Genomic DNA, 21,721 nt, shown 5'->3' with positions numbered 1-21,721 from the left:
AACTTAAGGGGTTCACTTCATTGGAGGCGTTTTTTTACGTTTCGCTCAATTCATAGAATTTATATGGATTATTATTAATAGTGCTATTTCATCAGGTGAAACATCTAAACACAAAAAAGACAACCCTAGAATAACTTATCATAATAAGTCAAAATATTTAGAAGTGAACTGTAAATGTCTTTCCCTAATACCCCTCCTGAGGGTATAAATCCAATTGAGGGTTTAGATTCTGAACAGGTAGCCCTATTGCTTCTTGTCAGCATTGCATTTGAAGAACTTGGACTTGCCCATTTAATTAATGCTGAAGCAGAAAAGCTTCAAGGAGTTATTGGTACGCTTGTAGATTCAAATGATGAATTGGTAAATCCACTCATTAGAGCTGGAAGTTTAGCTGAGTTATTAGCGGCTAACCGTGAAGCGGAAAAAATGTTGAGTACAATTGTCAAAAAAGAAATGTTGCTCCAATTTAAATTTGAAAATGTCCTAGAATTCCTTTCAACGTCAACTAGTACAACCACATCGACTACCACTACATCAACTACTACATCAACATCCACCACAACCAGTACTACAACAACCACAACCAGTACCACGACAACCACAACCAGTACCACGACAACCACAACCAGTACTACGACAACCACATCCAGTACTACCACTACAACAACAACCACATCAACTACTTCTACAACAACATCTACAACATTTATACCATTCAGTACAACGACAACAACATCCACTACAACAACATCTACGACATCAACTACTACTACCACAACTCCGTGCCCGCCGACAGTACTCACGTGTGGTAATGGCAATATTGGAACAGGTACACCAGGTGAAAGGCAGGTAAACAATCCAGCACAAGATGTAGGAGTACCAGATAACAATATCACTCAGAGTGAAACCAGCCTGGCAGCTTTCGGTTCCTTTATTTTATTCGGATTTAATGACACTAATCGAGATCAGATTGACGGTAATACTTCCGGCTTTGCCTTCTCCAGTGACGGTGGCAGCACCTGGAGTGACTGCACCGACATGCCTCAAAATCCTGGCTTTTTCAACGGAGGAGATCCCGTCATCGCGGTAGACGCCCAAGGGGTATTTTACTATGCACATTTAGGAATCACGAGTTTCAACCCTATGCAAGGTATTATTCAAATCAACACAGCAAATGTTAACCCGCTTACCAGACAGATTGAGGTTCGAAATCCATTTGTAGCTGGAGTAGGTCGGACAACTACTAACTTTGAAGACAAACCATGGATTACCGTCGGGCTGGTTCGCGATATCAACAGACTTGGCCAAGAGGCATTATATGTTACTTGGAAAGATTTTGATTTTGTAAATCCTTCTAGACTACGTTTCTCCAAATGGACTACTGGATGCAACCCTCAGCCCTTGATTGAAAGTAAGGACGTGCTTATAGATGGAAATCCTGTTATTGGGATGCAGGGTTCCTTCCCACTTGTTGACAACGACGGCAACTTGTATATTTTCTATGAAGATTTTACTTTCGGTGAAACGGATGGGATGCAGCAATTCGTGTGGTCAAATCAACAGACGGTGGAGTAACTTTCTTTAATCCGATTCCAATGGGTAATCCCGTTTCCCCTGTCAAATTAATAAACACAAATTGTAATTGTACTCTTTGTAATCAGCGTGCCATTGTGGTAACCTCATCGAAGCAGATTCGAATGAATGAGTTTCCTCAAGCTGCAGTGGGTCCGGATAACACCTTATATGTAGTCTGGAACAGCTTTGAGACTACTAGCTATGACGTTAGACTCGCTTTTAGTACTGACGCAGGTGTAACTTGGAATGTGAGAGATATTGCCACTTCAAGTTTCAATGAATTTTTCCCTTCGGTAGCAGTGAATGCCCTTGGTGCCCATGTTCAATACGCCCGTTTCGTAGATTCTCTGAGATTTGCCTTATTTAAGCGCACCTTTGATCCTGTAACCAGTACAGTAAGTGCTGAAACCATGTTAAGTACTGCGATCCCGGCCTCCTTTCCTCCGGATACCGCTCCTACTAACTTTGATTCGGGGGTCAACCCATGCTATATGGGTGACTATAATCAAATCATTGCCGGACCTGGAACAACGTTATATCATGGGTGGAGCGATGGTCGAAATAGATCGGACGGAAACAATCCGGATGTGTTCTTTATTCAGTCGTAAAGGAAGTAACTTCCAATAAATCACGGTGAGTTTGTAAAGTTTGATAATTCTGTCATTGGCAGTATCTTTTATAAATGAAAAAAAGCCAAAAAATACGAAAGTAGTGCATTAAACTTTCATATTTTTGGTTCTTTTTTTATTCCTTAAAGTGTTAAATTACGGTTTAGTGTAAGTACATTATTTCACATGCTCATGTGTTTTGTTCCAATTTTGCTCAACGATCGATCTAATAGGGTAATAATTAGAATAAAACAAATTACTAAACTAAATATTGCAAGATAGTGCAATCCAAGTGTAATAGCTTCAGATTTTAAAAACAATCCGGTAGCAGCAGAAGCAAGCATAGCTCCCATGTACATAAAAGTTCTTAACAAACCGGCTGAAGCTCCCATTTGTTTGGGAGAAGCCTGAAAATAGACAGCATTTTGGTTAGCCAAATTCAATATTCCTTGGGGTATTCCGAATAGTATAGCAATGACAACAAGATAAACAAGACTGCTAGAATGATTAGTAAAAAGGAGCAATGACATAGCAATAAACTGAACAATACTCCCTACAATCAATTTCCTATGGATTGCAGGATTTTTTCCAGTTGTTTTGGAAATGATAATCGACGTTAAAAACATCGGCAATAGCAAGAGACCAGAATGTGAAGGGGATAACCCAATACCTGTTTCTAGCCATTGGGCATATCCATAAATAAAACTGTATGATACGGTAGCTGAAAGCAAACCTCTGGTATACGTTAATAACAGGGGGGTATTCCCAGCTAATAATCGTAAATCCATAAAAGGATTTTTTGTTTTCAATTCAAAGCCAGTAAAAATGACACCGGAGAGGATTGCGATTACTAACAAATATACATGATGCCAATTCGGTTTCATTAAGAAAAGGAGAGAAGAAATTAAAGTGATACCAAAGAAAATGATCCCAATAAAATCAATGGAAGGAATTTTCTCCTCATTTCTAAAGGAATTTCCTAAAACCCTTGGAAACCGAAAGTAGCCTAAAAACACACAGGCTAATGACAAAGGTATATTTACGATAAATGTACTTTGCCAACCTCCAAGTTCAATGAGTAGCCCACCTAAGGTAGGCCCAACAACGGCAACCGTTTGGCTGGAAATCGCTAATAATGTAAGAATACTCGTTGAACTTTCCTTACCTGTTCGTTCTGCTTCACGTCGGATAAGATACATCGCAGAAGGATACCCAGCGCAGGTTCCAAATCCAAGTAAAACTCGGGCAACCACTAGCCACCAAATATTAGGGGCAAAGATCGCGATTAAGCTAGAGATACCAACTAGTGATGTTGAGATTAAAAAAAGAAGTCTTGGACCAAAAATATCAATTAACTTTCCTACAACCGGCTGTCCAATTGCAGTTGCAAGATATAAAGCAGAAACAAGCCATGCGGTTTGGGAAGATGGAACACCAAACGCCTGACCAATTGGAATTAAAGCAACTGAAATAATTGAAGAGTTAATAGGATTTAAAATAGAACCTAAAACCATTGGAGCAATCAATTTTTGATTAAAATGATTTTTATTTGCAGCCTTCCTGTTGTTACTAAATATAGACAAATTTATTCCTTCCTTCATTAAATCTGGAAAGGTTTTGGTAGCAATAAAAAATGGCTGTGCAACTCGTAAAAAACTGAAGGGCAAACTAGTCGGGTCTATTTCACCAAAACGGAAACAGACCCATTTTGTTTACTACAATGTAGCAATCCAGGATTCGACCTTTAACACATCGGCTTGACGTGGAAATACCTTTTCCATTAGAACTCGATGAACCTCTGGATCTGGATCAAAACAAGCGTCTTCTAATACTTTAATTTCAAAGTCTTTGTCTGCCGCTTCTCTTAAAGTTGATAAAACTACCCCACTAGTAGCAATTCCGCTGAGAACAATCGTCTCAATTTGTTGTGCCCGAAGGATTACTTCAAGATTACTTCCACAAAAAGCGCTTACTCGATATTTCGTAATTACAGGTTCATTTCCTTCAGGTTGAATGGATTCATGAATTTGTGTTGCTTTATCATGAACTGTCATGGAACCGTATTGAGATATAGCTGAAAATGCCTTGTTTTTTGGACTAATTTCAGGATATCCTTCGCTAAACCCTACTCGGACAAAAATAACTGGAAGAGAGTGTTCACGGGCTGCTTTTATTGCCTTTTGATAAGGAATGATTGCTTCTTCTATATTTTCTCCTAAACGAGATACAATCCCATTTTGTAAATCCATTACCAATAATGCGGTTTTCTTACTTTGATTTTGCATAAGTTGTATTTTCCTCCTTTTTCATTTAAAATTTAAGCGGAGACTTCTCCTTTTTATATTAAATGGAGAGCTCTCCGTTTGTCAAATATGAGTATTGATTTTAGGATGTGATGGTATGGTAAATGACGAGAATCCACTCCGTACTCGGACTGAGCGACGTGATGCTGCAAAGAATCGTCAGCTTATATTGAATACAGCTCAAAGACTTTTCGAGCAATTTGGTGTTGAACAGGTAAGTATGAATCAAATTGCCACAGAAGCACAAATTGGTCCAGGAACACTATATCGCCGCTATCGAAACAAAGGTGAGTTATGTCAAGATTTAATTAAAGACAGTGTTGATCTATTTTTTGAGGATATTGAAGTATACTTAGAAGAAAACGAAACAGTTTCGGCTAATCAAAAATTGAAAGAAATAATCAGCCTTTTTATTCGTTTCAGAGAAAAAAAAGTACAACTGCTTACAGGGGTAGAGGAAACAAGGTCAACGAACCCACTTAAATCCCGAACCAAAAGTCCTTTATATGTTGAATTACATCAAATTTTGGTTCAACTATTTGATGAAATGAAAGCAAAAGAGCAAACCACTCATTCACACAGTGTTTTTAAAGCCGATATGGTGCTAATGGCTTTAAGCAGCGACTCCTATTTATTTCAAAAAGACGTCCGTGGTTATTCGCCTGAAGAAATATTGGAACTACTTTGCTCAACATTTATTTCCAATTAATTAAAACAAAAAAATGTTAAAAAGTATGTCAATTCTATATGTAAATGGATAATTTTGTTAACAAAAATAAAAGTTAGAAAAAAATGTACATAACTAACGGGGCAGTTGAAGAAGGAACTTATAACTAAAAATTTGTCTTTGTTAAACGATTTTTTTTTATTATAATCTGTTGATTGGAGCGGAAGGTGCTCGGCTCCTGCGGGAGTACGGGGCAGGGGAGACCCCACAGGTGCAAAGCGCCGAGGAGGCTCCCCGGCACGCCCGCGGAAAGCGAGCACCTGGAGCGGAAATCAACCACCAAATTTAACAGAGCAAGAAATTAAAGATAGACAGGAGTTAGATACGATGATAAAAGGCGTCGGAGGAATATTTTGGAGAACTAAGAATCTTGATGTGATTAAAAAATGGTACAGTGAAGTATTAAAGATTGATTTAGAAACTTGGAATGGCACTGTGATTAAACCCCAATTAGGAAGTGAAACTATCTTTTCTTTATTTACCGAAAATGACAGTTATTTTCCAATAGAACAACAAGTGATGTTAAATTTCCAAGTAGAAAATCTAGACGAGACTATTAAACATCTTGAAGATATTGGTGTACCGCTGGCAAAGAACAAAGAGATTAGTGAATTTGGAAAGTTTGTATGGATTAAAGATCCTGAAGGTCGACTGGTCGAACTTTGGGAGAAATAGCGGGTTGTAATTATTTGTAATTAAACGAACGGTTGCAAGAGTGGAAGATCGGAGCTGTCATTGTGGCAGCTTTTTTTATTGCACAAAAGGGCTGTTTAGTTACAAAAAAAGTATAGTAGGAACACTTACTTTATCTTGAAAAAACTCAAAAAACAGCTTATATCCCTATATCTTAAGTTAGGGGTTTACGCTGCTTTTTGATAACCCTGCACATCATTCTAGGAAAAATCCAAAATAGGTTTAACGTTAGTCGCAAATTCCTAAATTAACATCGGCAATACATTGAATAGCACAGAAGCATTTTAAATCAACAGTAACACAGTCATTGCTAGCCATGAATTGATCAACTTGGCAAACTTTCCTAAGATCAATACAGCATCTGCTTTTGCTGGATAAAAGATTTACTGGACAAAAGTCGCCGCTATCGCACATACCAGGTACTAAAACTCGAAGGGTAGCACAACAGTTGTCAAATACTTCTTCTACACGGAAGAAGATTGATACACATACGTCACATCCACCACTAAAAAATGCATGAAACGGTGAACCATCGGCCTTTGATAAAACGAAAACACGAGTGTCTACCGGTTCCATACTGGTTGGTGAAACTAATGTTCCGAGTGGCTCATTAAAACAACTAGTACACTCTGAACATTCAGTTGGACTAACAGCATTATCTTGAATATCTTTTATGGTGCGAACTACTTCGCAAACACAATTACCATCAAAATCATGGCAATTTCTACACCCCATATAAATTTCCTCCTTCATTTTTTAAATACAAGTTACATTAATAAGATATTGAAATAAGCTCTTTTGGGTTACGATCAATAGTAAAACGGGCTAAAGCATCATTTAATAAAAAAAAGTAAAAAAACAGGAATTAAAATTTAATAGAATCAGCAAGCAAATAGAAGTCTAAGTATTTTGGGCTTCTATTTTTTACGTAGGGAACTTTTATTCAAATCAACGAGCCCTACATGATTCAGGCGCATATTAAATCAGAAAATGGTACAATAAATGGGAATGATAACTAAAACTGGAATTTTAGTCACATTCTTGTCTAATAAAAATGACGGAGGAAAACTATGTCAAAAACAAATCAAAAAATCGTTCCACATTTATGGTATGACAAGGAAGCAAAAGAAGCGGCCGAGTTTTATATTTCCATTTTCCCGGACTCAAAAATTACGAATGTAACAACCATCCACGACACACCATCAGGCGATTCCGATATAGTCTCCTTTGAGCTCTGGGGACAGAAGTTTATGTCTATCAGTGCAGGGCCCTACTTTAAGCTCAATCCGTCGGTGTCTTTCATCGTTAATTTTGACCCATCGAGAGAAAAAGACGCGGAAGAAAAATTGGATGATGTTTGGAACAAATTGTCCGATGGTGGCACAGCGTTAATGCCACTTGATAAGTATCCGTTCAGTGAGAGGTTTGGCTGGATTCAGGATAAGTTTGGTTTATCCTGGCAATTAATCCTTACCAACCCAGAAGGTGAAGAGCGGCCTCCGGTAGTTCCGTCACTTTTGTTTGTTGGAGATAATTGCGGTAAAACGGAAGAGGCGATTAATTTTTATTTATCAGTATTTAAGGACACAAAGCAGGGAATTATCGCCCGTTATCCTAAAGGCATGGAACCTGACAAAGAAGGAACCATCATGTTCTCTGATTTTAGATTAGAAAATCAGTGGTTTTCCGCAATGGATAGCGCGCATGAGCACAAATTCAGTTTTAACGAGGCATTCTCATTCATGGTTTATTGCGAAACTCAAGAAGAGATTGATCACTACTGGGAAAGCCTCTCTGCAGTGCCTGAGGCCGAGCAATGCGGATGGCTGAAAGATAAATTTGGCATATCCTGGCAGATTGTGCCAACTGAGATGGACGAGATGATGAGCAAAGGGACACCGGAGCAACGTGCGCGCGTAACAAAAGCATTTCTTAAAATGAAGAAATTTGATCTTGCGGAATTACGGAACGCATACAAGGATTAAAAAGCCAAGGAAACGGTTCTCATGGCTCAAAGTAAGCAGCTGAATATTTCTGTCCATTGTTACATACCATCGATTCTAATAAAGAACCGATGGTTTTTTATTCAAACTGCAAAAGCAAAAAAAATGAACTTATTTACTACCTTAGACGTAATATCTGTAGTTATTAAAATTATTGATATAGGTCTGATTAATAAATTAATAAGGATGATGAAGATGAACAGTAAAGAGATTGAAGTGATCATTCCAGGGCCATTTCCGTTAGCAGCAACATTAACAATCCCAGAGGGAAGTATTGAAAAACATCCTTTAGTTGTCATGGTTCACGGAAGTGGTCCAACAGATAGGGATTCAAATGCTAAAGGAATGCCGATAAATATTTTTAAAGAATTAAGTGAAGTAGTTGCGGCAGTTGGGTTTGCGAGTATACGGTATGATAAACGAGGAGTAGGAGCGAGTAAAGGGGACTATTACGAAGCAGGAGTGAGAGATTTAATCGATGACGCACAGGCTGTATTAGAATTTGCAAAAAAGCATCCAAACATAGATGCAGAGAATGTGATTTTACTAGGACATAGTGAAGGAAGTATTTTAGCACCATTCATAAATGAAAATGTTCCAGTTGATGGGATTATTCTCCTTGCAGGAACCGCTGAACCGCTTGCAGATACAATGAAATGGCAGCGTGAGGCAATAATAAATGATGTAAGAGGAGTAAAAGGATTTCAAGGCTGGTTACTTCGATTGTTAAAAGTGGATGAAAAAATAACAAAAATGAATGATGAGTTAGTTAAAGTGCTGAAAGCATCGGATGATCCTGTTATAAAGTATAAAGGGAAAAAGATTAATGCTAAATGGAATCGAGAGCATATACAATTTGACGTATCACAACCGTTACAAAAGGTTACTTGTCCAGTGCTAGCAATTACAGGTACCAAGGATGTAAACGTAAAGGTCAGCGACCTAGAAAAGATCAAATCACTTGTTCAAGGTGAATGTGAGACACACATTATTCAGGATATGACTCACATGCTTCGGAAAACAGATGTTGAATACAGCATTAGCAAAATCATGAATCAGAATAAAAAATCGCTGAAACAACCCATTGACTCTGAACTAAAAGATAAAATTAGTTTATGGTTAAAAAACTGGAAGAATAGACAGGTTAAGATCGACGAATCTGAAATGCTAGTAAAATAATTAATGAGCCAGGAGCCGTCCAAGTTTTTGGATGGGTCCTGGCAGTAAGTGCCACTACCTTATTAATCTCTTTCTTAATAATTTAAGTTAAAATCCTCCTCAGACATTCTTTTCTTACCATGCCTTCTTATTTCCCTCCTTTTCCTCAAATGATTAAAAGCCATCAGAACTGTCCCCATGGACCTGCCCATGGTTTGTCATAACTCATGGACTTCTTGTATAAAATAAAATGAACTATCAAAAACTGTAAATTTACCTTTTGTTTTTTAATTGAAGGGAGTTCAAGGAATGATAGGTAAGTATAAACATCTTGTTGTGATGCTGCTCCTGTTTATTTTTCCCTTTTTCTTCTTTATTTCAGAGGCTGAAGCTAAAACGGATCCACGGATACCGAAAAATAAGATTGTGGCTCTTGTTTATGATGATTCGGGTAGTATGTGGGAACAATCTGGAGCTGGTGGAAAACTGCCCATTGATAATTGGAAATACGCCAATTACGCTCTTCAAAGCTTTGCGGCTCTTTTGGAGAAACAGGACCAGCTAAAGGTGGTATATATGAGCTCACCGACTGTGCCAGCTCCCATCGAATTAGATGAAAAACTCCGGCAATACGAAATTGATCAAATTCGCGCATGGAAAGGCAAAAAAAACACCCCATTGGCTTCTTTACATACAGCCATAAATGAATTGAATAAAGCGGCAGAGAATAATAAGAACTCAGATTTTTGGTTAATCGTGTTAACGGATGGAATTTTTAATGAACTTAACCATCTTGACCCAAATATTTCGGTAACACAAATTGAAGAGAATAAAAAGGCACTTTTCACTAGCTTACGAGACTTAAAGGCAAAGGTGGAGAAAAATGGTACCAGTATTCACACCACCATGATACCCATTGAGACCTATTTGAACCCTGAAGAATTATCCATCATGGCTGATTTTAAACGGCAATGGAAAGAAAGTTCAGGTGGGATTGTCTTAGAAAGCAAAGGTCAACTTGATATTATTCAACGGATTAATGAGGTTGCTGCTCTCATGACCAATCGGGATCCAAATGAACAGGAGCAGTTTGATTTAAATCCCGTCTGGGAGGGGAATCAATTAATCCTGAATTCACCCTTCCCTTTAAGGAGAATTACGCTCATTGAACAGTCAGCCGAAGATAATGCGTCCTATCAAATGAAGGAATTTTATATGAACAACCAACAAATTCAAAAAGGAATGGAGGGGCCATTTAAAGTTAAGACCCCCGATGACCCGGCGCAATTACACCCACCAATTAGGGGAACTTTCACACACTTTAACAACGTGAATGGTAATGGCGTTATCGAAAAAGGAACTTACAAAATTGTCTTTGATAAAGAACTAACAAAAGCACAACAGAAGAATATTGAGGTAGTAGCTGAACCAGCGATTGATTATAAAATCGATTTTCAGAAAATCAACAGTGATGGGAGTCTGACGAGTGACCCTTCCGTTTTCTTTGAAGGCAGTAAGATGAGGGTTGAAACGACCTTGTTGAAAAGTGATAGTTCCGATGAAGAAATTGATATTCGAGATATTGATGTGGGAAGTTTGTTTGAAGTGGAAGCCCAAATCGGTAAAGTCTCTATACCGCTTAAATATGATCGTAAACTTAATAAATTCATAGGGGACTTTACCATCAACCAGAAAAATAACATTCCTGTGAACGTAAAAGTCAATATTAAAGGATTCTATCAAAAAGAAAAAGAAACGAGCCTGAAGGCACTTCCAACTCGAAAATTGAGCTTGGTCGCCAATACCGATGCCTGGAGTGCACCGTTAGACAAACTAAATCAGGCAAAACCCCTTGTGATTACTCCAATGGTTAACGGAGAAGAAATGACTTCCGAAGAGCTCTCGAAGGTTATGAATCAACTAAAGGTAGAAACACCTGGCAATATAAAAATTGTAAAGAAACAGAAAGGGAATCAAATTCTCATTTATCCTCAAAGTTTATCGCCGATTTTTCGAACATCGGTGGGGGAAGTCCCTCTTCATATCTCGCTTCCAGGCCAATACCCGAATGAATTGGCCGAAGGGACTTTTACACTAAAAATTGAAGATATATCGATTTTTAAGAAATATGGAAAGGATATCATAATAGCTTTACTCTTGCTGGCCCTGATTGTGTATCTGATTGGCATCATCATAAAACCAAGGTTTGCCAAAAATCGTATATCGATAGAATACAAGCAGAGTAAAAAAAGAGAGCGACTAAGAGATGCACGTGTAATGACAGAAAACTTCCATACCAATTGGGGTAATAGATGGTTAATTCCCTATATGGCTGAAAAAAAGAGGATTGGTGATTTGAAATTTAAAGCGGATCGGAAAAAGGACCGAGTTTTGCTGGTAAAGGAATGCCAAGACGCTGACTTGATTGTAAGGCATGAAAAGCTTTCGGAAAGAAGTAGAAAGGCGGACATACCGATTTATCATAACGATGAAATCCAAATTGAGAGAAGTAACTACCACTTGGTTTACACTTTTAAATCCCAATAAAAAAATCCCTAGGAGGGGGCAGCCAGCATGAGCTTTAATGTTCCAACAATATTAATCGGATTAGGCGGAATCGGCAGTAATATTGCCAATATGGTATATGGCCGCATTCCCCCTGAGCAGCGCGCGAGAGTGGCCATACACGCATTTGATACGGATGCAAGCAGCATTGCTCAATTGGACCATCTTAGAAACTGTGCGACACAAACAAGCACGAACCATTCCGTTAATGAATATCTGCAAGCGAATAAAGAAGTAATAAAATGGTTTCCGAATAATCCTCAAATAAAACGGAAAACGATGACAGATGGAGCTGGCCAGGTTCGCGCTGTTTCAAGACTTGCCTTTCGCTCAAGCATGGCGGATGGGAAACTAAATGCGTTGTGGGATGGCATTGAACGAATTTTTCCAGTAGACAGCCATTCAAGGTCGTATAATGTCCGGGTCATTATTATTACTTCCTTAGTGGGAGGAACTGGTTCAGGGATCTTTCTGCAAATTGCTCTCTATTTACGGGAAATGCTCGAGCGTAAGTTAGGCTCGGAAAGTGTATTAATTCGAGGCGCTTTTTTACTTCCCGATATTTTAGTAAGAAGTAATACGGTGGATAAAAATGAGTGGGAGGCAGTCCAAGGAAATGGTTACGCCAGCTTAAAAGAACTGAACGCTATTACGTTAAGCGCAGCTGGCGGTCAAAAGCAAAATGTGACCATTGAACTCGAGTATCGACCCAATCAAATTGATTTAGAGGGCAGAACGGCACATGCGATTACCGATAAACATCTTCCTTATGATTTTTGCTTTCTTTTTGATTATGAAAATACGAAAGGGCAGCATTTGACAAATGTCTCAGAGTATATGGAACAAGTAGCACGTTCAGTGTATTTGCAGCTCTTTAGCCCGATTTCAGCAAAAAGCTTTTCACAGGAAGATAATCAAATACGGAGCTTGGTAGAATCAAATGGTCAAGCAAGGTATTGCGGGGCAGGTGTCGCTTCCTTAACCTATCCGTATGAAGATATTTTGGATTATTGTGCATTAAAATGGTCTGTGAATGGACTAAATGACACTTGGCTTCATTTAGACCAGTTATTTAATGATGAAAAAAAGCGGCATGAAGATGACGAAAGAAATGGAATTAATCATGAAAAACCTAAGATCAGAGAGCTTTATGTTAAATATTTTGATCAGATCGTCAATAACCAAGAAAAACCCAATCCTTTTTTCCGTCAGCTTGATATGCAAGTTCATGAAATCGTGGATAAAGGCAAAAAAGGCTCATCGAAGGCGGATTTATTTTTAGATGAAGTTGAGGAATATGCAAAAAAGATCATCAGAGAGGATGAAGAGTTAAAAGAGGATTATGAAGAGCATTGTAAGCTTGATGCAGGAAAACTAAAAATAAAAGATCAAGCAAAACAAGAAATAAACCGTATGGAAGCGGCCTTGGAAGACTATGCCAAAGAGATAAACAAGAAAATCAATGAAAATACTCATTTCATTGTCTATCAGGTAATAGATTCTGATTATCATTCGCCAAACGGCGGGGATGGAAGTAAATTTCATTTAAACACGTGGCTGCTGAAAGAGGCATCACCCATTCATCCGGTAGGGGTAAGATATATCCTTTATAGCATTCACAATAAACTAATCAAGAAAATTTCTAGTTTAAAAGAAGAGAATCGTCGATTGAAAGAGCAAATGAATCGATATCAAGACATCTATGATTTAGACCGAAATGATGGTGACGTTGACGATGCCGTCCGACGGGTTGATAAAGCCTTAAAACAGGGTTTTATGTCAAGTATGTTTAGAAATAACTTTAAAGATTTTATCAATGAGTACACGGAAAAAGCCACGCATCAGTTTAATACACTGAACCGGTATAAATATTCGATGCTGTTAGAACTAGTCTTTTCAGCTCTCAATCAAACAATTAAGGAAATGATTGGGGATTGGCAAAGATTCTTTGACAATTTAATGGAGACAAAAGAAACACTCTCTTGTGAAATTAATCAATTGACCAGGAAGTTTGAGGGTGTCAGTGACCCGACGAAAACGTTTGTTCTCGCTGATAAAGAAATGCTGGAGCAAACCTGGGAGCGGATCCGCCAATCGGTGGATAATGGTTTCTTGCCGGAGAGTATCTCGCAAACAATTTATTTGAGTCTCTATAACCGTTTCATCGAGCGAAAAAACAATCGCGGGGCTGAGGAGTTTTATAGAGAAACAAAGGTTGAAGAGTTTTTCAAAGAAAATGTGGTGGCTTTTTGCCGGGAGGAATTGGCTAATAAGCATCATGATAAATTGGATTTAACGATTATCCAAGCATTAAAAATAGAAGCAGGCCGATTAGGGCATAACCCGGACGATTACCTTTATCGGAAGATTAAGGCAATCGAAGAACTGGCACAACCTTTTATTCCCAACACGAGTAATCATCGAAGTTTGAAGTTTTGGGGACTCCATACGGAAAGCTTTAATCTACTCAGTGAGCAGGTAAAGAACGAGTTGTTTAATGAAAAGCAAATTGCTGAAAATGCATTTAATCGCAATGAAATCGTTTGTTATCGTGCTCATTATGGATTAGCCGTCAGTGACTTTACCAAATTTTCTTCTGGAAAAAATGGTAAGCCGCCAGGTGTGTATTATGAAGCCTATCATCGCTTAGTGAACAAGCTTAATGAGGATGAAAATCGAACGATTACACCTCACCTCGATCGAAATTGGCATCTTCCCGCCTATATGCCTGACTTAAATCCAGAACGGGCTGAGCTTGAAACTAATCGCACGGACCGTGCTCTATTACTAGGAGTTATTTATGGGTGGCTCCAGTTAGTCAACTCAGATGGGAAAAGAGTCTATCAATATAGTGGGAATCAAGGGACAAAATTAGTACTGAAATTCGGAGAAAAGGTGGATGAAGATACGTTTTTACTTCATGATGCCCTGCCGCATAATCCTGTCATCTATGATGAAATTTTAGAAAGATTCCAAGAAACGCAAGATATTCAAATAAAGAACAATCGTAATATCGAAGAACATGAATTTATGCAAGGAGCCTTAGAAATCACAAAAGTAAAAAAAGAAGGAATCAGAAATATTTTGGATTTGGTGTTGGCTTATGATCTGGAATTTATCTCTGATCCTTCCTTAACGGAGCGGGCTGATCGGTTACGACAATGTTTGTTAAATGAGATCGTGGAATACTTTATGAAGGTGTTGAAACCGGAGTCAGCCAAACGGGAAGCTGCGAAGCTGATTAAACGACTCTGGGCTGAATCGCTTGTCAGATATAGAACTGCGCAAGATACAGAAGAGTTCAACAAATGGATGAATGATATTAATCATAAACTGAGTTCATTAAATCAAGAACGAGTATTTGTCTAGCTTATGATAAAGGACTGATTCTTCATGTACTCCATTGTGATTCATGTTGGCAAAAGGTATGAAGATTGGCACCTGGTTGAGCCATTTTTTTATAAGCTGCAGAATAAGAACGAATTAGCCTTTTATTGGGAGGAGGACTCCTCCTCTCAACCTCTCTATTCCTCATTAGTGGATAGAATGATTGAACATTTAGACCGTCTTCGAATAAGGGATTGGCAGTTGATCATTCTCCTGAACCTAAATGATGAACGAAATCGTCATTTACGATTAACGACCCAGCTATCGGAAATAAGGAAAGAACTACTTTTCTCTTTAAAAGACAAAGGCTTCTATCCGCTCCAAACCATCTTACATGTAGTTGATATGATCAAAAGAAATTCTAATTACGAACCAAAAGAGGACGGGGTAAGAAGGTGTTGGGAACTGGATCATTTTGGCTATCTCGAAACAGGCCAACTAGCTTATGGAATGGGCAATGCCTTTACAAAACAGGAACTGAACAAGCTGGATGAAGCGTGGGGGGACGCCATCCAGCTTCAAGATATTGTTTTAGACCAACCAGATCATATATTCAAGATATCTTTAAAATCTAAATGTGACCGGGTCTCAAGCTGTCTTAAACAGGTTATCAACCGTAAAAAAGAGCTTTTGGAGAATCTAGGAGAGGTTAAGGCTTATGATTATTGGATGACCACTGATCAACTCGAGATGGTGTTGGAAGATTTTAAGAATAAGATGGATCAAATTAACACGCCCCCTTTGAATCCATCTTTAACTAACTTTTCTCCATCAAACGAGCTTGCGGGCATCTTGAAATTCCATGTGGGGATCCAAAGTGAAATCGGGGATATTCGGTTAATTCGTCAGGAAATCGACCAAAGCTCTCAACGGGAAAGAATGAAAGGGTATTTGGAGCTCACCTATTTCCTTCTGACGATCAGCCATCATCCGACACTGATTGAAAGGATGGAAAAGGGAAGTGCGAGTGTTATCCAGGTAACGTTAGAAGAGGAACGGGTAGAGAAATTACTAAACAATTATTATATCAGTTTGTTAAAGGCGAAAAGGCAAATAGAGGATCAATTATTACTTCATAACCAGTTTCATACCCATCGATTTCGGGATGATGAATTTGCCCCCTATACGGCGGCAGCGATTGAAAAGAAAAGAGATGCCAATCCCTTACTATCGAAAAGTTCAACGATAACCTATCATTTTTTTGACCAATGGGAGGATCAGCTTGCTAAAGCAGAAACCATACTCCTGGATCGAGAAAGAGAGCTTCTTCAAAATTCAAGTGAAGCCATCAAAAAATTGAATGTGTTAAAAAGGAAAAATGAATTTTTGGAAGAGGAAGAATCGGTTGAGATCAATGACTATAAACAGGAATTAGTCCAAAAAATTGGTTTCGTTAACCAACAGGTAATCGACGCAGCGCCTTCTTTGTCAGAAGCACTTTTGAACTGGAAAAAACATGTGGCAGGAGCGAAAAAGAAAATGCAATTTCTCTTGCAATTGCTTCCTAACCAGCGGCAGTACCAGACAATGGGTTTACTCGTTTTTTTGATTTTAATCCTTCCTTTCCTGCATATGTGGGCCACCACCACTTCAAAGAGTGGATGGATATTCTATTTTGTTATGGCCGTTGTTGTCCTGCTTTCTGTTACCTGCCTAGGGTATTTTTATACAAAACGGATTTCCTATCGCCCAATTTGGGGATTTCAGGAAGAAACGTTTGTGTACACCGAAAAAATCTATCAAATGCAACTGGATTCTCAAGCTAAATATAATCATTACTTAAACCAATTATTCAAGCTTTTTTCGTTACGAAAATATCATGAAAAAGTATCAGCCATCGGTGAAGAGAAGAAGGAGCAGAATCTTCTGCAGCGCTATCACCTTATTAAATTAGAAGAATTTGCACAAATGTCTAACCGGCTGCTCCATATTCTGCAAATGAATAAAGAACAGACTTCCACTAAACAAGATTATAGAATTCCCTCGATTAAATATGAAAAGAGTGTGATGGAGAATCCGATTTACTCACCCTTTCAGCAGCAAGGCTTGCAGGAGCTAAGTGGAAAGGGGATTGAAGTGTATCATGGCAGCGCCATTGAACAATATCAATCAAACTATTTTAATGAGATTAATCAAATTCGGATCCAAGAGGATAAGGTGTATAAACTATGAACTTACTTGCGCTATTGATAGGAAGTCTAGTCGTCTTTGCGATCAGTTTCACCCTCCTCTATAAGGCTAATTTTTCTCAAGATAAACGTTATAAACAACTTTGGTTCCCGTTGGTCGCGTTGCTCATTTCCTTAGCTTTCCTGCTATTCGATGAGATGCTCACTCGTTTTTACGGGAAATTCCTTAAAGAACAGATGCCTAGTTTAATATCATATACCTCGCTGCTAATCAATCTATCATTTTTAGTTGCCTTTCTGATCGTAAAATCGTGTTGGAGAATGGCGCGGAGCCTGTCTTTTCAATCCCTAGGAAATAATTCGAAAACATACCGCTGGTTGAGGTGGATCGATACACTTCCAAAAAAAGCGGCTTCTATCTTCAATACGGATATTCATGTGAATAGAACGAAAACGGAGCTATTTGAGCCGGGAACCGTTTCGCTGGTTTATATGAAAATCAGGGGACAGATCCTTTTGAAAAAGGAATGGACGTACCTTTCATGGTTGTTCAAATATTCTAGTATTTTTCCAATCGTTTTACTGGTGCTCCTTATGATTACCAGTGTATACCATTTATCGTTTATTCAGTATTTGCCTAAATATCCGATTATCTCAATTGTTCTGTTGCTGGAGATTGCCTGGTTCTTAAATGGCCGAAAGGTCGCTTATAGCGAAGGCTTAATTGATGGGCAAGATGCCATTTCAACAAGGCTTGCAACCTATGAAGAATTATATAATCAATACAAGGAATTATGGGGAGACCGATTGCTGGCCGATGGGAACATAAGCGAAAATAAGCTTCTTCCTCATCGAACCAATCATTTTTCTTATGAGAATCTATCGTTGGAAAGGGAACATCAGTTGATTATTAATGCCATTTGTGATCGATTAAAGAAAAGGAATCTGATCATCGATGAGAGCTATACGACGATGATGTTAGAAATGATCCAAGATCATGATGTGTTGATAGAGGATGTCATCTACGAAGATTTCTCATCCTATTTTTTTCCTGCCTTGTACCATTTGTTGACGAAAAATAAAAAGATATTGATTATTGCCCATAGCAAATATGCAGCTGAGGAAGCTGTAGAATGGGTAATGAATGGAATCAGCGAAGAGTCCGGGTTGGATCAAGTTTGGAAGGTAAGCACATTTTTAGATGCCCTCGAGCAAAACACCAATCCGGATATCTTAATTGTTTCGCCTGATATTTTGCAGAAGAACCGATTTTTGCAATACCTAAGCCAGTTAGAAAAAACAAAGATATTGGAAGGCATTATATTATTACAGGCGGAAAAGCTGATTCCAACCTATTCCACGATCGTACATGCATTTAACTTGAATGTGAGAGAGCTCATTGGCAAAAAACCGCAGTATATCATTTTAACCGAGTGGTATGAAGGGTTAGAGCATACGATCCGATCCGTCTTGCAATGCGAACCTAGAGATATCGTCGCTTCCTCGAACATGAGTCAAAATTTACACTTTATGGTTTGGAAAAAAGAAGGAGAAAAATGGTTTCAGCATACCCTGCTTCCAAAGATGTCGCATCGACAATTAGAAGCGGAAGTGGTGTTAACCCTGCCTGCATTAAAGGAAAATATTGAACCCGTTCATTTCATCAATCAGCGAGAGACCACGGTGAAAGAAAGTATCCAAGAAATCATGGATATGAAGGCGGCGTTATTTGAACTGGGGTTTGACTTAGAAACTTTGGACCAATTTTTAAAAAGGATGCAAATCCATGATCGAAACCTTTCGATTCCGGTTGAGGATTTCTCCTTTCTTCTTATTCGAGACGATAAACACAATTTAGTGGATAGTTTGAATTTGTGGAAAGGTGCCGGCAAAATGGCTTCCTTTGTGCATATCGTGAGTCCGCCTTATTTAATTCGAGATTATTTAGCGAATCAGCTGGAGTTTTATAGAAGTACCAATCGAACCATTGCTCCTTTGGCACCACGCTTATCCCAATCCGTTTGGAGCATTGCCTATTATCTATTAGAGCGATTATGTCATTTTTTTATAAACGAAGAGGAAGTAGTGAGCTACTTAGGGAGAGCAAAAATAAATACCTACCGCTCTGTTGTGGAAGGTGTTCACGAGTTGTTTTCGAAAGCCTTTGGCCCTAAACTAGCCTACCGATTAAAAATTGAATCCAAGGAGCTATTAAAGTTCGACCGTTCTAAAAAGGACTTTGTAAAGCAGACTCAATTTCGGATTCCGTATACAACCAAGGAAAAGATTTTACCAAAAGGGTTCCGTTTCATTGAGATTAAGCATAACAACATGTGCATCTCGGAGATATTTGAAGGGCATATCTATCAACAATACCTGCCGGGACAATTTCATTCATTTAATGGCGAACTTTACAAAATCCAAAAGGTGGATCTGGAGCATGGAGTCATGGAAGTCAGCTTTGAGCCGTTGTATGAAAACAAATATTATCGTCCTCGGATGGAATTTCGAATCAGCCAGCTGGCAGAAGAAGACTGCTTTGAGAAGAAAACCATTTCATTTGAACGGTTGGAGGTTAGCGTTGGGGAACTGCAAGCCGATGTTAAGATTCACACAAGTGGTTATGTGGAATTAAGTCAATTGTTGAATCTAAAATCAATGAGGGTTCATACTTTCCATCAAGAGGAAGAGATAACGAGGCAGTATGAGAATGGGCATTTTCTGCGCATGGAGATCTGTTCAAAACAGGGGACCATTCAAAACGCTGCGCGAATTGAATTTACCCTTGCCCTATTATTGAATGAATTGTTTGTATCCTTCTTTCCGGAAACACACCATTTTGTCAAGGCATGTGCCCGATTAGATGAATCATTCTTTGATCAGTCAGAGCCTATGTCTAAAAAGTTACATTTGATTACGCCTTCCATACAGATGGCTGGTGAGGCTATAGGTGAGGGGCAGATTACCTTATTCATGATAGAAGATTCTCCTGTCCACCTCGGGATTTTAGAAGCGATTCGCGATAATTGGGAAAAAATCTTTGATATTCTAAATGACTATTTATTTTGGTTATTAAATGAAAGTAACGGTCATAGTGATTACCTTCATTTTGGTTATGACAGGTATCCAACAGAATTGGCCTTACGTGAAACATATTTATTAATTGATGAGCTGCTAACTAGGAAAAAACTACGGGAAGTTCGAACAGAATATTTAGGACTTTTAAAAGTTGGTGACACGATGAAAATGAGTGGAAGTGAAACTCAATGCGTGTTCTGTGGAAATGTATTTTCTTCCACTCAAGTTCATCAACTCGATGATGGCAGGAAAAGATGCTTTACCTGTAATGAGACGGCCATTGACCGTGTATCACAAGTTGAGCCACTCTATAACCAAGTTCGTCAATTTTTCAATGAAGTATATCTAGTACCATTACCAGCAGATATAGAGCTTTCGTTGTTAAGTACTGCAGAAATTCACAGTATGAGTGGATTACCATTTATTCCAGAGGCGGGACATCCTCGTTTAACCGGTAAAGCGAGCATGGATGTTTATGGGAAACTTAAATTAATCGTAGAAAATGGATCGCCCAAAATTTATACTCTTTCTACTTTGGCCCATGAACTAACCCATATTTGGCAGTATGAGAATTTAGATGTGGAAAAACTAACGGTTGAAGAACTTGAAGGATTTGCCTCATGGGTCGAAGTACACATGATGACCCAGATGGGAGAAATCCCTTACGCCAACATGCTTAAACAACAGCTCCTAAATCGACAAGACGAATACGGCACCGGTTATCGTCTCATCGTTGAAAAATTATCCAGACAATCAAAGACGGCTACTCCGTTTGAATTGTTTGTTGCTGAGGAGGTTGGGATGTAAAAGATTCCAGATTCCACAGGGACGGTTCTCATGGCTCAAAGAAAACTGTCCCGACGGTCCTCCAATATGCAAATTTTGAAATAAAAAAGGCTCCTTAACTGGAGCCTTTTTCATTTTTCAAATATCTTACCCTGTCCCATTTATTAGATGAAAGACGTTCCAACAATGATAAGAAGTATGAACAATACTACGATTAAAACAAAAACACTACCGCCATAAAAGCCACCTCCGTAGCCATATCCGCCGCATCCGTATCCAAACATATTTATCACCACCTTTTGGTTTTTTAAAGAAAAAACCTTGTCCATATATATATATTTTTTAAGAGAAGACGCGATTGGACAATCATCATAGTGACAAGAAAAAATCAGTGTTTTTTAAAAGTAAAGAGACATCTGCAATACATGCAAACGTCTCTTTGGAGATAAATATCTATGCCTTTGGCGGTGGCAATAATAATATATGTCATATTAATAAAATGGAGTGGACAAGTGCTGATATTTTGATAATTAAAATAACAAATCAACCTGGCCTTTATATTAATCAACGATCAGTGCTTTCTGTAATGAAGAAACATTTTTCGATAATGAAATAGGCTTTTACATCAGTAACAATGACCTAAAAAGAATCATAATTTGTTTAAGAGAGTACGAGACGGAGCCTACATCGGTTCCTTAAAAAAACAATT

At 38.5% G+C, this 21,721-nt stretch carries 15 protein-coding genes; 11 read left to right on the top strand and 4 right to left on the bottom strand.

What is annotated here, in order from left to right; genetic code table 11:
• Nucleotides 1-174 precede the first annotated feature (174 nt).
• Nucleotides 175-1,575: a hypothetical protein gene (locus ABES02_RS16610; RefSeq protein WP_430137094.1), complete on the top strand. Its 1,401-nt coding sequence runs from the start codon at nt 175-177 to the stop codon at nt 1,573-1,575.
• Nucleotides 1,548-2,183, top strand: coding sequence for a hypothetical protein (locus ABES02_RS16605; RefSeq protein ID WP_430137092.1), 636 nt, complete (start codon nt 1,548-1,550; stop codon nt 2,181-2,183). Before ABES02_RS16610 ends, ABES02_RS16605 begins: the two co-directional genes overlap by 28 nt.
• 182 nt (nt 2,184-2,365) lie before the next feature.
• Here the strand turns inward: ABES02_RS16605 and ABES02_RS16600 are convergent, their stop codons facing one another.
• Both ABES02_RS16600 and ABES02_RS16595 read right to left on the bottom strand, forming a co-directional pair.
• Nucleotides 2,366-3,766 (bottom strand): MFS transporter, encoded by a 1,401-nt coding sequence (locus ABES02_RS16600; RefSeq protein WP_430137089.1) that lies wholly within the window; start codon nt 3,764-3,766, stop codon nt 2,366-2,368.
• Between the two features lie 132 nt (nt 3,767-3,898).
• Nucleotides 3,899-4,468, bottom strand: coding sequence for a cysteine hydrolase family protein (locus tag ABES02_RS16595; RefSeq protein WP_430137087.1), 570 nt, complete (start codon nt 4,466-4,468; stop codon nt 3,899-3,901).
• A 115-nt stretch (nt 4,469-4,583) separates the two neighbouring features.
• On the opposite strand from ABES02_RS16595, the gene ABES02_RS16590 reads away from it, so the two are divergent.
• Complete coding sequence (locus tag ABES02_RS16590) at nt 4,584-5,195, top strand: TetR/AcrR family transcriptional regulator (RefSeq protein ID WP_430137084.1); 612 nt, start codon at nt 4,584-4,586, stop codon at nt 5,193-5,195.
• Between the two features lie 345 nt (nt 5,196-5,540).
• Complete coding sequence (locus ABES02_RS16585; RefSeq protein WP_430137081.1) at nt 5,541-5,888, top strand: VOC family protein; 348 nt, start codon at nt 5,541-5,543, stop codon at nt 5,886-5,888.
• A gap of 246 nt (nt 5,889-6,134) precedes the next feature.
• Here the strand turns inward: ABES02_RS16585 and ABES02_RS16580 are convergent, their stop codons facing one another.
• Entirely contained in the window at nt 6,135-6,641 is a 507-nt protein-coding gene (locus ABES02_RS16580; RefSeq protein WP_430137078.1) for a CotY/CotZ family spore coat protein, read from the bottom strand.
• Between the two features lie 335 nt (nt 6,642-6,976).
• Here ABES02_RS16580 and ABES02_RS16575 point away from each other — a divergent pair, with 335 nt between their 5' ends.
• The 6 genes from ABES02_RS16575 to ABES02_RS16550 all read left to right on the top strand — a co-directional run bounded on the left by ABES02_RS16575 (nt 6,977) and on the right by ABES02_RS16550 (nt 21,033).
• Complete coding sequence (locus tag ABES02_RS16575; protein WP_430137075.1) at nt 6,977-7,891, top strand: VOC family protein; 915 nt, start codon at nt 6,977-6,979, stop codon at nt 7,889-7,891.
• A gap of 21 nt (nt 7,892-7,912) precedes the next feature.
• Nucleotides 7,913-9,088, top strand: coding sequence for an alpha/beta hydrolase family protein (locus ABES02_RS16570; RefSeq protein WP_430137072.1), 1,176 nt, complete (start codon nt 7,913-7,915; stop codon nt 9,086-9,088).
• 288 nt (nt 9,089-9,376) lie between these two features.
• Nucleotides 9,377-11,614 carry a hypothetical protein gene (locus tag ABES02_RS16565; protein WP_430137069.1) on the top strand — a complete coding sequence of 746 codons (2,238 nt, stop codon included), beginning with the start codon at nt 9,377-9,379 and terminating at the stop codon, nt 11,612-11,614.
• 27 nt (nt 11,615-11,641) lie between these two features.
• Complete coding sequence (locus tag ABES02_RS16560; RefSeq protein ID WP_430137066.1) at nt 11,642-15,001, top strand: tubulin-like doman-containing protein; 3,360 nt, start codon at nt 11,642-11,644, stop codon at nt 14,999-15,001.
• A 24-nt stretch (nt 15,002-15,025) separates the two neighbouring features.
• Nucleotides 15,026-17,191, top strand: coding sequence for a hypothetical protein (locus tag ABES02_RS16555; RefSeq protein ID WP_430137063.1), 2,166 nt, complete (start codon nt 15,026-15,028; stop codon nt 17,189-17,191).
• Nucleotides 17,188-21,033 carry a hypothetical protein gene (locus ABES02_RS16550; RefSeq protein WP_430137060.1) on the top strand — a complete coding sequence of 1,282 codons (3,846 nt, stop codon included), beginning with the start codon at nt 17,188-17,190 and terminating at the stop codon, nt 21,031-21,033. Before ABES02_RS16555 ends, ABES02_RS16550 begins: the two co-directional genes overlap by 4 nt.
• Nucleotides 21,034-21,176: 143 nt before the next feature.
• Here ABES02_RS16550 and ABES02_RS16545 read toward each other — a convergent pair whose 3' ends face one another.
• A complete protein-coding gene (locus ABES02_RS16545; RefSeq protein WP_430137057.1) occupies nt 21,177-21,296 on the bottom strand; it encodes a YjcZ family sporulation protein in 120 nt (39 codons plus the stop codon).
• Between the two features lie 74 nt (nt 21,297-21,370).
• Here ABES02_RS16545 and ABES02_RS16540 point away from each other — a divergent pair, with 74 nt between their 5' ends.
• Entirely contained in the window at nt 21,371-21,628 is a 258-nt protein-coding gene (locus ABES02_RS16540) for a hypothetical protein (protein ID WP_430137054.1), read from the top strand.
• Nucleotides 21,629-21,721 lie beyond the last annotated feature (93 nt).

It is taken from the genome of Neobacillus pocheonensis (assembly GCF_050477905.1).
In the GTDB taxonomy this organism is placed as follows: Bacteria; Bacillota; Bacilli; order Bacillales; family Cytobacillaceae; genus Neobacillus; species Neobacillus pocheonensis_A.
This window is presented reverse-complemented; position numbering and strand designations above follow the sequence as displayed.

What these genes read in the sequence shown, in the direction of transcription:
- ABES02_RS16610 (WP_430137094.1), top strand. Translation starts at nt 175, where the DNA reads ATGTCTTTCCCTAATACCCCTCCTGAGGGTATAAATCCAATTGAGGGT.
- ABES02_RS16595 (WP_430137087.1), bottom strand. Translation starts at nt 4,468, where the DNA reads ATGCAAAATCAAAGTAAGAAAACCGCATTATTGGTAATGGATTTACAA.
- ABES02_RS16590 (WP_430137084.1), top strand. Translation starts at nt 4,584, where the DNA reads ATGGTAAATGACGAGAATCCACTCCGTACTCGGACTGAGCGACGTGAT.
- ABES02_RS16585 (WP_430137081.1), top strand. Translation starts at nt 5,541, where the DNA reads ATGATAAAAGGCGTCGGAGGAATATTTTGGAGAACTAAGAATCTTGAT.
- ABES02_RS16580 (WP_430137078.1), bottom strand. Translation starts at nt 6,641, where the DNA reads ATGGGGTGTAGAAATTGCCATGATTTTGATGGTAATTGTGTTTGCGAA.
- ABES02_RS16575 (WP_430137075.1), top strand. Translation starts at nt 6,977, where the DNA reads ATGTCAAAAACAAATCAAAAAATCGTTCCACATTTATGGTATGACAAG.
- ABES02_RS16570 (WP_430137072.1), top strand. Translation starts at nt 7,913, where the DNA reads ATGGCTCAAAGTAAGCAGCTGAATATTTCTGTCCATTGTTACATACCA.
- ABES02_RS16565 (WP_430137069.1), top strand. Translation starts at nt 9,377, where the DNA reads ATGATAGGTAAGTATAAACATCTTGTTGTGATGCTGCTCCTGTTTATT.
- ABES02_RS16560 (WP_430137066.1), top strand. Translation starts at nt 11,642, where the DNA reads ATGAGCTTTAATGTTCCAACAATATTAATCGGATTAGGCGGAATCGGC.
- ABES02_RS16555 (WP_430137063.1), top strand. Translation starts at nt 15,026, where the DNA reads ATGTACTCCATTGTGATTCATGTTGGCAAAAGGTATGAAGATTGGCAC.
- ABES02_RS16550 (WP_430137060.1), top strand. Translation starts at nt 17,188, where the DNA reads ATGAACTTACTTGCGCTATTGATAGGAAGTCTAGTCGTCTTTGCGATC.
- ABES02_RS16545 (WP_430137057.1), bottom strand. Translation starts at nt 21,296, where the DNA reads ATGTTTGGATACGGATGCGGCGGATATGGCTACGGAGGTGGCTTTTAT.